At 44.5% G+C, this 12,772-nt stretch carries 12 protein-coding genes; 11 read left to right on the top strand and 1 reads right to left on the bottom strand.

Annotated elements, in window-relative coordinates; all coding sequences use genetic code 11:
• Entirely contained in the window at positions 1–981 is a 981-nt protein-coding gene (mraY, locus tag D8801_RS02935; protein ID WP_000625795.1) for a phospho-N-acetylmuramoyl-pentapeptide-transferase, read from the top strand.
• Between the two features lie 67 nt (positions 982–1,048).
• Here mraY and D8801_RS02930 read toward each other — a convergent pair whose 3' ends face one another.
• Positions 1,049–6,172 (bottom strand): SIALI-17 repeat-containing surface protein, encoded by a 5,124-nt coding sequence (locus D8801_RS02930; protein ID WP_125847749.1) that lies wholly within the window; start codon positions 6,170–6,172, stop codon positions 1,049–1,051.
• 331 nt (positions 6,173–6,503) lie between these two features.
• Between D8801_RS02930 and D8801_RS02925 the strand changes: the two genes are divergently transcribed.
• The 10 genes from D8801_RS02925 (at position 6,504) to yidD (ending at position 12,685) form a co-directional block, all read left to right on the top strand.
• The gene (locus tag D8801_RS02925; RefSeq protein ID WP_000364980.1) at positions 6,504–6,749 is read left to right on the top strand and encodes a YneF family protein; all 246 of its coding nucleotides are present in this window, start codon (positions 6,504–6,506) and stop codon (positions 6,747–6,749) included.
• A gap of 211 nt (positions 6,750–6,960) precedes the next feature.
• On the top strand, positions 6,961–7,755 hold the full coding sequence (racE, locus tag D8801_RS02920; protein ID WP_125847747.1) for a glutamate racemase: 795 nt from the start codon (positions 6,961–6,963) through the stop codon (positions 7,753–7,755).
• A complete protein-coding gene (locus tag D8801_RS02915) occupies positions 7,713–8,723 on the top strand; it encodes a nucleoside-triphosphate diphosphatase (RefSeq protein ID WP_398575009.1) in 1,011 nt (336 codons plus the stop codon). The genes racE and D8801_RS02915 overlap by 43 nt, the downstream gene beginning before the upstream one ends.
• Positions 8,699–9,220 (top strand): metallophosphoesterase, encoded by a 522-nt coding sequence (locus D8801_RS02910; protein ID WP_125847743.1) that lies wholly within the window; start codon positions 8,699–8,701, stop codon positions 9,218–9,220. Before D8801_RS02915 ends, D8801_RS02910 begins: the two co-directional genes overlap by 25 nt.
• Positions 9,217–9,678 (top strand): cyclic-di-AMP-binding protein CbpB, encoded by a 462-nt coding sequence (gene cbpB, locus D8801_RS02905; protein ID WP_125847741.1) that lies wholly within the window; start codon positions 9,217–9,219, stop codon positions 9,676–9,678. The genes D8801_RS02910 and cbpB overlap by 4 nt, the downstream gene beginning before the upstream one ends.
• On the top strand, positions 9,675–10,409 hold the full coding sequence (xerD, locus tag D8801_RS02900; protein ID WP_312023149.1) for a site-specific tyrosine recombinase XerD: 735 nt from the start codon (positions 9,675–9,677) through the stop codon (positions 10,407–10,409). Before cbpB ends, xerD begins: the two co-directional genes overlap by 4 nt.
• Positions 10,409–11,143 (top strand): segregation/condensation protein A, encoded by a 735-nt coding sequence (locus tag D8801_RS02895; RefSeq protein ID WP_125847737.1) that lies wholly within the window; start codon positions 10,409–10,411, stop codon positions 11,141–11,143. Before xerD ends, D8801_RS02895 begins: the two co-directional genes overlap by 1 nt.
• A gap of 12 nt (positions 11,144–11,155) precedes the next feature.
• Entirely contained in the window at positions 11,156–11,725 is a 570-nt protein-coding gene (gene scpB, locus D8801_RS02890; protein ID WP_044020248.1) for an SMC-Scp complex subunit ScpB, read from the top strand.
• Positions 11,712–12,434, top strand: a complete 723-nt coding sequence (locus tag D8801_RS02885) for a pseudouridine synthase (protein WP_125847736.1) — start codon at positions 11,712–11,714, stop codon at positions 12,432–12,434. The genes scpB and D8801_RS02885 overlap by 14 nt, the downstream gene beginning before the upstream one ends.
• Complete coding sequence (yidD, locus tag D8801_RS02880) at positions 12,434–12,685, top strand: membrane protein insertion efficiency factor YidD (protein WP_000821623.1); 252 nt, start codon at positions 12,434–12,436, stop codon at positions 12,683–12,685. The genes D8801_RS02885 and yidD overlap by 1 nt, the downstream gene beginning before the upstream one ends.
• Positions 12,686–12,772: the final 87 nt, after the last annotated feature.

Genomic DNA, 12,772 nt, shown 5'->3' with positions numbered 1-12,772 from the left:
ATGATTAGTTCCATTAGTGCTGGAGTTCTAGCCTTTCTATTGACCTTGATAGGTATTCCAGCTTTTATCCGATTTTATCGAAAAGCACAGATTACGGGTCAGCAGATGCACGAGGATGTCAAACAACACCAAGCTAAAGCTGGGACTCCAACCATGGGAGGTCTTGTCTTCCTTATCGTTGCAGTAGTGGTGAGTTTTCTGGTTGCTCTCTTTACCCAACAATTGACCAACAATGTCGGCATGATTTTGTTTATCTTGGTTTTGTATGGTTTGGTAGGCTTTTTGGATGATTTTCTCAAGGTCTTTCGTAAAATCAACGAAGGGTTGAATCCTAAGCAAAAACTTGCTCTCCAGCTGCTTGGAGGAGTGATTTTCTACCTCTTTTATGAGCGTGGTGGTGACATGCTTTCAGTTTTTGGCTACCAAGTTCATCTGGGTATTTTCTATATCTTCTTTGCCCTTTTCTGGTTAGTTGGCTTTTCAAATGCGGTGAACCTGACGGACGGGATCGACGGCCTAGCAAGTATTTCAGTGGTGATTAGCTTATCGGCCTACGGTGTGATTGCTTATATGCAAAATCAACTGGATATCCTTCTTGTGATTCTTGCTATGATTGGTGGCTTGCTAGGCTTCTTCGTCTTTAACCACAAGCCTGCCAAGGTCTTTATGGGAGATGTGGGAAGTTTGGCTCTAGGTGGGATGTTGGCAGCAATCTCTATGGCTCTCCACCAAGAATGGACCCTCTTGCTGATTGGGATTATCTATGTCTTTGAGACAAGCTCTGTTATGATGCAAGTTACTTACTTCAAACTTAGTGGTGGAAAGCGTATTTTCCGTATGACACCTGTCCACCACCATTTTGAGCTTGGAGGATTCTCAGGCAAGGGCAATCCTTGGAGCGAGTGGAAGGTTGACTTCTTCTTTTGGGGAGTTGGGCTTCTAGCAAGTCTCTTGACCTTAGCCTTTTTATACCTACTGTAAAACTAACTTTTGATGACAAAATAAAACAGGATGAAGGTGATCTTCATCCTGTTTTTGTGCTTAAAGGTTAGTTGGAGTCATCCTTTCTCCCTTTTAACATAAAAGTGGCTGTAAGGGCTAGGCTGAGTCCTGCTAAGAAGAGGAGTGGGTTGGACGCTTCTCCTGTCGCTGGAAGTTGTGCTTTAGGAGAATGATTTCCAGTTTTCGCAGGGATCGGACTAGCTGAAAGTTGTTCAGCCTCGTGTGCTATGGTTTCTACATCTGAACCACTTGGTTTTTCCTCTGTGTTAGAGGTTGTTCCAGCAGCTTGATAGACGACAGCATAGGTACTGAAATGACTAGTGATGAATTCTGCCTTTCCTTCTCGAACGTCGAAATCAAGGGCTTGCAACTCCTTGGTCGGAGTAATATAGTAGACCTTTTCTACGTTAGCTGAAATAGGCAAGCGAACCAAGACAGAGCCTTTTGGCTGCAAGCTATGATCGGTTGGATTTTTAAGTTGTAGGTCGTAAGCATCATAGGTCTTGCCAAAGAGTTCTTGAGCTAAGACACGTCGGCTGGAAACGTGAGAAATTCCTTCTAAGTCAGTGACTCCACCAATGATTTCCACTCCAGTTTCCTTATCTTTTAAGACTTGAACTGGATAATCAGGAAGGCTAAGGGTTGGAGCAGTCTGATTCCCACTAGTTCCGATAGGTTTAGTATATTCAGGAATTTCAACAGTAGGAGCTTCTTGTTCTCCCGAAGTTCCGATAGAATCAGTATATTCAGGCTTTTCAACTGTAGGTGGCACTTCTTGACCCGCAGTTCCGATAGGCTCGGTGTATTCAGGAATTTCAACAGTAGGAGCTTCTTGTTCTCCCGCAGTTTCGATAGGATCAGTATATTCAGGCTTTTCAACTGTAGGTGGCTCTTCTTGTCCTGCAGTTCCGATAGGATCAGTATATTCCGGAATTTCAACAGTAGGAGCTGGTTCGTCCCCCTTGCTTGTAGTTGGCTGCTTCTCATCAACCTTCTTCTCATCTTTTTTAGTAAAGACGGCTACGACAGGACTACTTGTGGTAGTTCCTTGAATGGCATAAGCTTCAATCGCTTTTCCAGTTTGTCGATCAGTAGCCTCAGGGATTGGGATTTGAACTTGCTTGTCTTGGATTGATAGCACGGTCTGATCCCCACTTGTAACCAGATGCGTTTCGTCCACTTTGCGCAATACCAGAGGATCTTTGACACCTGGGAAGGTTACAGCGATGGCTTCCCAGTCTCCAGATGGTAGGCTTAAGGAAATTTCTTTGTCGTTTTCCTTGAGAGGAGCGATACTTGGACTATCTATACCAACAGCAGGGGCTTTGATAATATCAAAGGAGTCTAGAGAAATTTTCTTGCGGCCTTCTGGCGAATCTGGGTCAACTTGTAATGTCAGGGTGTGCGGACCGTCAGTAAGATTTGTAAATTCGCCAATAAAGGCTCTCTTTTCAGTTGCACCTGAAGTATAGAAATCTAGGCTTGGCATTTCTTTGCCATCTAGTGTAACACGTGCTCGTCCAAGGGCAAGGCTCTTCAAACCATAGATACGAATGCCCGTCCCTGTAAAGGAAATGGTTGCCTGAGCTTCTGAAGCTGCACTAGAGTCGCTGTTGTTGATGTCAGCGTATTTTTCCGTACCTCCGTAGAGTTCAGGGTCAGACCAGTCCTTAAACTGGGAACCGTACTGGACGCGAGGGTCGCGATCATCCATCTTTTCAATCGTGTTGCCTGTTCCTGCTAGGATCTTGAAGTAATCTAATGAAATTTTCGAGCGTTCACTACCACGTCCTTTGTGCTCACGTTTAACGCTAAGAGTCAATGTATGAGGTCCGTCTGATAATCCTGTGAAGCGGCCGATGAGACTTCCTTTTTCAGTTGCCCCAGCAGTATGAAAATCAAGCTCACCGACTTCTTTGCCATCAATTTTAGCAGTAGCAAGACCTAGTTCAGACGATTTTAGTCCATAGATTTCGATACCAACGCCAGTGAAAGGAATGGTGGCAGTGATGTCTTCGTCTGTGTAGTCCCCTTTTGAAAGGTCAGCAAATTTCTCTGTTCCTCCAAATAATTCTGAGTCTGCCCAGTTTCCAAAGGCAGCTCCGTACTGGATACGGCCATCTCGGTCATCCATCAATTCACTAGGTGTTTCTACAGTTGCTTGTTCAGACACTTGTGTGGAAAGTTCGCCCAGCATCGCCTTGACGGTATAGGTGTAGGCGAGTTGAGGATCCAGCGATCGGTCAATAAAGTGGGTTTGATTGGTTACAAATTCTCTAGTTGCAGAGGTTTGGTCAGATTCATCTTTTACTTGTCTTTGGATGACATAGTGGGTAGCGCCTTCTACCTGATTGAAGGTGAGTTCGGCAGTGACTCCATTTTGTCGAACTGCTGTCAGACTGGTTACACGACCAGGGAAGTGTTCAAAGGTAATGACGTCACCTTTTTGCGTTGCTAGTTGGATGCGATTGTTTTTAAGAGTCGTTGCCTTGACTGGTTTGCCATTGACCTTGATCTGACTGGCTTCGATATTTGGATAGTCTACAACCAGGTCTCCACCGACATTTGACAGGAAGGACAAGCTTTGCAAGTTCTTATCTTTCCACTTCATGCTGACTTCAAAGTTTCCTCGGGCAATCAAACCAGAAACTTGACCGTCTTTCCAAGCATCTGGAAGGGCTGGCAATGGAGCAATATAGCCAGTATGAGATTGGAGGAGCATTTCTGCCATCCCACTGGTTGCTCCAAAGTTTCCATCGATTTGGAATGGTGCGTGGGTATCCCAAAGGTTTTCTAGGGTTGAATACTTGAGCTGTTCGGCGAGTAAACGATGGGCGCGGTTACCGTCCAGCAAACGAGCCCAGAGGTTGATTTTATTAGCCTTAGACCAACCAGTCCCACCATCTCCACGGTGGTTGAGGGTAGCACGCGCAGCCTCTAGGTATTCAGCCTGGTCCTTGCTAAAGAGCGTACCTGGGAAGAGACCAACTAGATGGGAAACGTGGCGGTGGTTGTTTTCAATGCCTTCGTTGGTGAATTGTGGGCTGTCTTCTTCGTACCATTCCTTGATGCGGCCCTCATTGTTGATATGAAGTGGTTTTAGTTTGTCAAATTTAGCCTTGACCTCTGTGACTAAGTCTTGGTCGACTTTCAGATGGTTAGCGACTTCCATGTAGTCGTGGAATAGCTGCCAGACTAGCGACTGGTCAAAGGTATTTCCGATGGTGATGGTCCCGTGTTCTGGTGAGTAGGATGGAGAAGACACCCAACGATCACTGGCCTGGTCATAGTGCAAGAAGGAGTTCCAGAACTTAGCGGTTTCCTTGAGCATAGGATAAATCTTTTCTTTGAGATAAGTTTCATCCTTGGTGAATTTATAGTAGTCATAGACGTTCTGCATCATCCAGGCATTAGCTGCTGGCGACCAACCCCAATAGTAATTCCAACCAGGAGTTGTCCAGCCAAATGGTGTTGCTTGAGTGTGAACCAGCCAACCATTTTCTTGTCCGTCTTTGGATTCGATACCAGCGTATTCTTTGGCAGCGATACGACCATAATAGCGCATATCGTCAATGTAATTAATCATTGGCTTGGCAGTTTCAGCAAGGTTGCTCATGTAGGCTGGCCAATAGTTCATTTGCAAATTGACATTGAGGTGGTAGTCAGCGTTCCAAGGTGGATTGTCTACGGCATTCCAGACTCCTTGTAGGTTGGCAGGAAGGGCATCCGTCTTATCACGAGACGAACTAATCAGTAGATAACGACCATATTGGAAGAATAGTTCTTCCAGTTTTTGCCCTTTGCTAGGGTTATAGCTTTGAAGGGCCTCTTTTGTCGTTTGAGCAGTCTTGCTTCCACCTAGATTTAGTTTAACGCGATTAAAGAGACTTTGATAATCCTTGATATGGTCCTTTTTAAGTGTCTCGTAGTCCTTGGCCTTAGCTGCTTTTACAATCCCTTTAACCGTATTTTCGAGGTCGATGTCTTTTCGATAGTTGGTTTTAGGATTTTGAGCAAAGTTTGTCTTGGCGCTGAGATAGAGGGTTGCATAGCTTGCACCTGTGACGGTTAGAGTCTCATTCTGAACAGTGACTTTTCCATCCGTTTTAATTCCTAAATAGGATGCAAATTTGAGGCCGTTATCTTTGACAGTTCCTTTTAGAAGGATTCCATTTTCATCTGTAGTAACATGTCCGTTCTTATAGTTGGAATATTCCCAAGAGTAGTTGCCATTAGCAAGCAAGTCTTCTGTCAAACTGTTCCAAAGGGTAAAGTCAAGTGTCTTGTTTCCTTTTTTGGTCAAGTGGGTCACAGTGACATCATCAGGATAGCTGGAGAAAGTTTCGCGTTTGAAGGTGGTCCCATCTTGGGTGTAAGAAGTTGTAGTTGTGGCTTCTGTGATATCCAAACCACGATGATAATCTGTTACTGTATCCAGCCCTTTTTTCTGGTTATTGAAGACCATGAAGATATCACCAAAGGCTAGGTAACGTCCATACTGGGCGTTGTTTGGTCCAACTAGATTTTGTTCAGCTAGCTGTTTTGCTTTTTGGCGGTCACCAGCTTCAAGGGCTTTACGTATCTCTGCTAAGACCTTGTAGCGGTCCTTGTAGTTTCCTCCGTTATAGTCGGTGCTATCGGGTTGTGGTCCTCCAGACCAGAGGGTCTTTTCGTTGTACTGGATTCTCTCTTCCCCAATCAGACCGAAAACCTTGGCTCCCATCTCTCCATTTCCGACAGGGAGGGCTTGTTTTTCCCATCCATCATAGGAGGGAGCTGTTGGCTGATCGTAGTTGAGTTGATAGTTTTCTTGCTTTGTCACCGGTTGATCTGCTTTTTCAGGTTCCTTATTTTCTTTAGCTTCTACAATGGCTTCTTCACTAGCTTGACTATTTGTTGTCTGAGTCTCTTCGGCTAGCTTGCTTTCGGAAACTACTGGACTCTCGGTTAGAGACGGATTTGTAGTTTCAGTAGCTTCAACTGCTTTGGGTTCACTATCAGGCTTAGTAATAGCTTCGACAGAGGTTGGTTCAGTTTGCTTGACCTCAACACTGTCTGCGGAGACAGTGTGGTTGACTAGAAAAACAGCCCCCAGTAAAACAGAAGCAGTCCCAACCGTCAGTTTGCGAATGCTATAGCGACAGGATTTCTCCCAAAAGTGTTTTTTCATAAAAACCTCCGTTGTTTATCCGAAACCGCTTACATTTTATAAAGCAGTTCCTTTTAATTTGTTTCTATTTATCTCCTCACCTCCCATTCTAATGGTCGTTTAGCATTTGTCAAGAGGTTTTTGGTGAAAAACATATTTGAGATTGCTTTTTCTTAAAAAAGTAGAAGAAAGAGAGGAAAGGGTGGAATTATTCGTAATTTCATAGTTCAATCTGATTTTAAGACTAGCTTAGAATTGGCTTAACCCCTTCTTGAAAGCGTAAAACAAACTAGTCAGGAAAGTCACTTTATGGTATAATATAGAAGACTCAAAAAGAAACAGGAGAAAAAGAATGGATTTACTTTTAGCAATTATCTTGATTGTGCTAGCTTTTCTAGGAGGAGCTCTTGGAGGGATGTACTTGGTTCGTAAGCAAATTGAAAAAGAATTTGCTGACAACCCACGTTTGAATGCTGAGGCAGTTCGTGCTCTCTTGAGCGCAAATGGTCAAAAACCAAGCGAAGCCAAGGTACAACAAGTTTACCACCAAATTATCCGCCAACAAAAAGCAGCTCTTGCTAACAATAAAAAGAAATAAAAATAAATAGGAAAAGTCTGGGATGAAAATTCCAGACTTCTCACTATGTTCAATAGTTCTCAAGGATAAGACTTTTTCCTTGCATTCTATTGATATTTGATTATGATTAAGAGAGAGGCAGTTGCCATTCTATCAAGCTGTCTGTCCGTTCATTTAGGACAAGTAATCATGATGAACTATCAATCAGAAAAAAGACTAGAAAGAAGACTATATGGATAATCGACCAATTGGTTTTTTGGATTCGGGTGTCGGGGGCTTGACCGTTGTTCGTGAGCTCATGCGCCAGCTTCCCCATGAAGAAATCGTCTATATTGGAGATTCGGCGCGGGCGCCCTATGGTCCCCGTCCTGCTGAGCAAATCCGTGAATATACTTGGCAGTTGGTCAACTTTCTCTTGACCAAGGATGTCAAGATGATTGTCATTGCTTGTAATACTGCGACTGCGGTCGTCTGGGAAGAAATCAAGGCGAAACTAGATATTCCCGTCCTAGGTGTGATTTTGCCAGGAGCTTCGGCAGCTATCAAGTCCAGTCAAGGCGGAAAAATCGGTGTGATTGGAACCCCTATGACGGTACAATCAGATATCTATCGTCAGAAAATCCATGATTTGGATCCAGACTTACAAGTGGAAAGTTTGGCCTGTCCTAAGTTTGCTCCCTTGGTGGAGTCAGGTGCCCTGTCAACCAGTGTAACCAAGAAAGTGGTCTATGAAACCCTGCGCCCCTTGGTTGGAAAGGTGGATAGCCTGATTTTGGGGTGTACCCATTACCCACTCCTTCGCCCCATCATCCAAAATGTCATGGGACCTAAGGTTCAGCTCATCGATAGTGGGGCAGAGTGTGTACGGGATATCTCGGTCTTGCTCAACTATTTTGAAATCAATCGTAGCCGAGATGCGTGGCCTCTTCAACATCGTTTTTACACAACAGCCAGTAGCCAGAGTTTTGCCCAAATTGGAGCAGAATGGCTGGAAAAAGAAATTCATGTGGAGCATGTAACGTTATGACAAACAAAATTTATGAATACAAGGACGACCAGGACTGGTATGTCGGTGTCTGGGACGTCTATGGAGGCATCTACAGTCTCATCAAAGATCCGCTTGATCTTGATTTTATGGATTTGGCGCGGATTTTTCGTGACGAAGAAAATGGCTTTCCGATTACGATAACGGTGATGCGCTGGTCTTCTAACTTCTGTCTGCTCTCCTTTATCGTTGAGATTTTAAATGCCGAAGCAGGTCGCAATCTAGAAGTCATCCAACGTCAGGGAGCCCTACTCTTGGTTGAAAATGGGCAACTCCTGCATGTAGAATTGCCTAAAGAAGGGGTCAATGTTCAAGCCTTCTTTGAAACTAACAAGGTTAGAGAAACCTTGTTGATTGCGACTCGTAACGAGGGCAAGACCAAGGAATTCCGAGCTATCTTTGACAAGCTAGGCTATGATGTCGAAAATCTCAATGACTATCCTGACCTGCCTGAAGTAGCAGAAACAGGCATGACTTTTGAAGAAAATGCTCGCCTTAAAGCAGAAACCATTTCCCAATTAACAGGCAAGGTGGTTTTGGCAGATGATTCTGGTCTCAAAGTCGATGTCCTCGGCGGCTTGCCAGGAGTCTGGTCAGCCCGTTTCGCAGGAGTGGGAGCGACTGATCGTGAAAATAATGCCAAGCTCTTGCACGAATTGGCCATGGTCTTTGATCTCAAGGACCGTTCAGCTCAATTCCACACAACCTTAGTTGTAGCCAGTCCAAACAAAGAAAGCTTGGTTGTTGAAGCTGACTGGCCAGGATACATTAACTTTGAACCCAAGGGCGAAAATGGCTTTGGCTATGACCCTCTCTTCCTGGTAGGAGAGACAGGTAAATCCTCAGCAGAGCTAACCCTTGAAGAAAAAAATAGCCAATCTCACCGCGCCTTAGCTGTTAAGAAACTTTTGGAGGTATTTCCATCATGGCAAAGCAAACCATCATTGTAATGAGTGATTCCCATGGCGATAGCTTGATTGTGGAAGAAATCCGTGACCGCTATCTGGGTAAAGTTGATGCCATTTTTCACGATGGTGACTCTGAACTTCGTCCAGATTCTCCGCTCTGGGAGGGTATCCATGTCGTCAAAGGCAACATGGACTTTTATGCTGGCTATCCAGAACGTTTGGTAACTCAACTTGGTCCAACCAAGATCATCCAGACGCATGGACACTTGTTTGATATCAATTTCAACTTTCAAAAGTTGGACTACTGGGCTCAGGAAGAAGATGCCGATATCTGTCTCTATGGTCACTTGCATGTGCCAAATGCTTGGATGGAAGGAAAGACACTCTTTCTCAATCCAGGCTCCATCAGCCAACCACGAGGGGCTATCAGAGAATGTCTCTATGCCCGTGTGGAGATTGATGACAGCTATTTCAAAGTAGACTTTTTGACACGTGATCATGAGATTTATCCAGGCTTGTCCAAGGAGTTTGCTCGATGATTGCCAAGGAATTTGAACTATTTTTACTGGAGCAGGAAGAGACTTTTCTTACCCCTGCTGAGAATCTAGCAGCTTTGATTGATACCCACAATGCCGACCATGCAATTTTGGTGTTGAGCCAAATCACTTATACCCGTATCCCTGTTGTGACCTTTGACAAACGCTTTGTCGGAACCATTGGTCTGAGAGATATTTTGGCTTATCAAATGGAGCAAGGTTTGACGGATGAACAGATGGCAACGACAGATATCGTCAATATGACCAAGACAGATGTGGCAGTCGTCGCTCCAGACTATAACATCACAGAGGTTCTCCATAAACTGGTAGATGAACCCTTCTTGCCCGTGGTAGATGATGAAGGAATTTTTCAAGGAATCATCACGCGCAAGTCCATCCTCAAGGCCGTCAATGCTCTCTTGCATGATTTTAATAAGGATTATGAGATTCGATGCAAATGAGAGATAGGATTTCAGACTTTTTAGAGGGAAAGCAGGGTTTGTCTGCCAATTCCAAGCAGTCCTATAAGTATGATCTGGAGCAGTTTTTAGACATTGTAGGTGAGCGGATCTCTGAAACTAGTCTCAAGATTTACCAAGCCCAGCTAGCCAATCTAAAAATCAGCGCCCAAAAGCGGAAACTTTCGGCCTGTAACCAATTTCTCTACTTTCTCTATCGAAAAGGAGAAGTGGACAGTTTTTACCGTCTGGAATTAGCCAAACAAGCTGAAAGGAAGACTGAAAAACCAGAGATTCTAGACCTAGACTCTTTTTGGCGGGAAAGTAATTATCCAGAAGGACGCTTGCTAGCGCTCTTAATCCTAGAAATAGGGCTCTTGCCGAGCGAGATTTTGGCTCTCAAGGTTGCGGATATCAATCTTGATTTTCAGGTGTTGCGAATTAACAAGGCTTCCCAACAGAGGATTGTCACCATTCCTACGCCCTTGATTCCAGAGCTAAAACCCTTGATGGGACAGATTTATCTCTTTGAAAGGGGAGGGAAAGCCTATTCTCGTCAGTGGGCCTTTCGTCAGCTAGAGTCCTTTGTCAAGGAGAAAGGTTTCCCAACCTTATCCGCTCAAGCCTTACGGGAACAGTTTATTCTAAGACAAATAGAAAAGAAGGTCGATTTGTACGAAATTGCAAAAAAATTAGGATTAAAAACAGTTCTGACCTTAGAAAAATATAGATAATGGATATTAAATTAAAAGATTTTGAAGGGCCCCTGGACCTGCTCTTGCACTTGGTTTCTAAGTACCAGATGGATATCTACGATGTGCCCATTACGGAAGTCATCGAACAGTATCTAGCCTATGTCTCAACTCTGCAGGCTATGCGTCTGGAAGTGACGGGTGAGTACATGGTCATGGCCAGTCAGCTCATGCTGATCAAGAGTCGCAAGCTTCTTCCAAAGGTGGCAGAAGTGGCTGATTTGGAGGATGACCTGGAGCAGGATCTCCTCTCTCAAATCGAAGAATACCGCAAGTTCAAGCTCTTGGGTGAGCACTTGGAGGCCAAGCACCAAGATCGGGCCCAGTACTATTCTAAAGCGCCGACTGAGTTGATCTACGAAGATGCGGAGCTCGTGCATGACAAGACGACCATTGACCTCTTTTTGGCTTTTTCAAATATCCTAGCCAAGAAAAAAGAGGAGTTCGCTCAGAACCACACGACCATCTTGCGGGATGAGTATAAGATTGAGGATATGATGGGCATTGTAAAAGAGTCCTTGACTGGACGAGACCAGTTGCGTTTGCAGGATTTGTTCAAGGAAGCCCAGAATGTCCAAGAGGTCATTACCCTCTTTTTGGCAACCCTAGAGTTAATCAAAACCCAGGAACTGATCCTCGTACAAGAGGAGAGTTTCGGAGATATCTATCTCATGGAAAAGAAGGAAAAAAGTCAAGCGGAGCAAGGTTTGACTTGATAGAGAGGAAAGATGAGTACTTTAGCAGAAATAGAAGCGCTCTTGTTTGTAGCAGGTGAAGATGGGATTCGGGTTCGTCAGTTGGCTGAACTCCTATCGCTTCCTCCGACAGGCATTCAGCAGAGTTTAGAAAAATTAGCCCAAAAGTATGAAAAAGACCAGGATTCGAGTTTGTCCCTGATTGAGACAGGGGGCGCATACAGATTGGTGACCAAGCCTCAATTTGCAGCGATTTTGAAGGAATACTCCAAGGCCCCCATTAACCAGAGTTTATCTCGGGCTGCCCTTGAGACCTTGTCTATCATTGCCTACAAGCAACCGATTACGCGGATAGAAATTGATGCTATCCGTGGGGTCAATTCGAGTGGTGCTTTGGCAAAGTTGCAGGTCTTTGATTTGATACGAGAAGACGGGAAAAAAGAAGTGTTGGGACGTCCCAATCTCTATGTGACTACGGATTATTTCCTAGATTACATGGGAATAAATCATTTGGAAGAATTGCCAGTGATTGATGAGCTTGAGATTCAAGCCCAAGAAAGCCAATTATTTGGTGAAAGGATAGAAGAAGATGAGAATCAATAAATATATTGCCCACGCAGGTGTGGCCAGTAGGAGAAAAGCAGAAGAGCTGATCAAGCAAGGCTTGGTGACGGTCAACGGCCAAGTGGTGCGTGAACTAGCAACGACCATCAAGGCTGGCGACAAGGTTGAAGTTGAAGGACAACCTATCTACAACGAAGAAAAGGTCTACTATCTGCTTAACAAACCACGTGGAGTGATTTCCAGTGTGACAGATGACAAGGGCCGCAAGACTGTTGTGGACCTCTTGCCCAATGTCAAGGAACGCATTTACCCAGTTGGACGTTTGGACTGGGATACATCAGGTGTCTTGATTTTGACCAATGATGGGGACTTTACAGACGAGATGATTCACCCCCGTAATGAGATTGACAAGGTTTACGTCGCGCGTGTTAAGGGTGTGGCAAATAAGGAAAATCTTCGCCCCTTGACTCGTGGAGTGGAGATTGATGGTAAGAAAACCAAGCCAGCTGTCTATGAGATTCTCAAAGTGGATCCAGTCAAAAATCGCTCAGTAGTGCAGTTGACCATCCATGAAGGGCGCAACCATCAGGTTAAAAAAATGTTTGAAGCTGTCGGCCTCCAAGTGGATAAGTTGTCTCGGACACGTTTTGGACATCTAGACTTGACGGGGCTTCGTCCAGGTGAAGCTCGTCGCCTCAATAAAAAAGAAATCAGCCAACTACACACCATGGCTGTAACCAAGAAATAATGAAACGAATTTTAATAGCGCCTGTGCGCTTTTACCAACGTTTTATCTCGCCAGCCTTTCCCCCCTCTTGTCGCTTTGAGCCGACTTGTTCAAACTACATGATTCAGGCTATTGAAAAACATGGCTTCAAGGGTGTTTTGATGGGCTTGGCTCGGATTTTACGTTGCCACCCCTGGTCGAAAACAGGTAAAGATCCTGTCCCAGACCACTTTTCTCTCAAACGAAATCATAAACAAAAAGAATCAGCCTGATTCTTTTTGTTTACTCTAGAAAGGAAGTTGGAAGATTAAGATTTCCACTATCCTTCTCCTATAAAAAGTGGTAAAATGGAGGACAGA

It is taken from the genome of Streptococcus oralis (genome assembly GCF_003943415.1).
Classification (GTDB): Bacteria; Bacillota; Bacilli; order Lactobacillales; family Streptococcaceae; genus Streptococcus; species Streptococcus oralis_BJ.
The sequence above is the reverse complement of the archived record's forward strand: the minus strand, read 5'-3'. Positions and strand labels throughout refer to the sequence as shown.

Coding starts and splice junctions, on each gene's coding strand:
- mraY (WP_000625795.1), top strand. CDS start 1: ATGATTAGTTCCATTAGTGCTGGAGTTCTAGCCTTTCTATTGACCTTG.
- D8801_RS02930 (WP_125847749.1), bottom strand. CDS start 6,172: ATGAAAAAACACTTTTGGGAGAAATCCTGTCGCTATAGCATTCGCAAA.
- D8801_RS02925 (WP_000364980.1), top strand. CDS start 6,504: ATGGATTTACTTTTAGCAATTATCTTGATTGTGCTAGCTTTTCTAGGA.
- racE (WP_125847747.1), top strand. CDS start 6,961: ATGGATAATCGACCAATTGGTTTTTTGGATTCGGGTGTCGGGGGCTTG.
- D8801_RS02915 (WP_398575009.1), top strand. CDS start 7,713: ATGGCTGGAAAAAGAAATTCATGTGGAGCATGTAACGTTATGACAAAC.
- D8801_RS02910 (WP_125847743.1), top strand. CDS start 8,699: ATGGCAAAGCAAACCATCATTGTAATGAGTGATTCCCATGGCGATAGC.
- cbpB (WP_125847741.1), top strand. CDS start 9,217: ATGATTGCCAAGGAATTTGAACTATTTTTACTGGAGCAGGAAGAGACT.
- xerD (WP_312023149.1), top strand. CDS start 9,675: ATGAGAGATAGGATTTCAGACTTTTTAGAGGGAAAGCAGGGTTTGTCT.
- D8801_RS02895 (WP_125847737.1), top strand. CDS start 10,409: ATGGATATTAAATTAAAAGATTTTGAAGGGCCCCTGGACCTGCTCTTG.
- scpB (WP_044020248.1), top strand. CDS start 11,156: ATGAGTACTTTAGCAGAAATAGAAGCGCTCTTGTTTGTAGCAGGTGAA.
- D8801_RS02885 (WP_125847736.1), top strand. CDS start 11,712: ATGAGAATCAATAAATATATTGCCCACGCAGGTGTGGCCAGTAGGAGA.
- yidD (WP_000821623.1), top strand. CDS start 12,434: ATGAAACGAATTTTAATAGCGCCTGTGCGCTTTTACCAACGTTTTATC.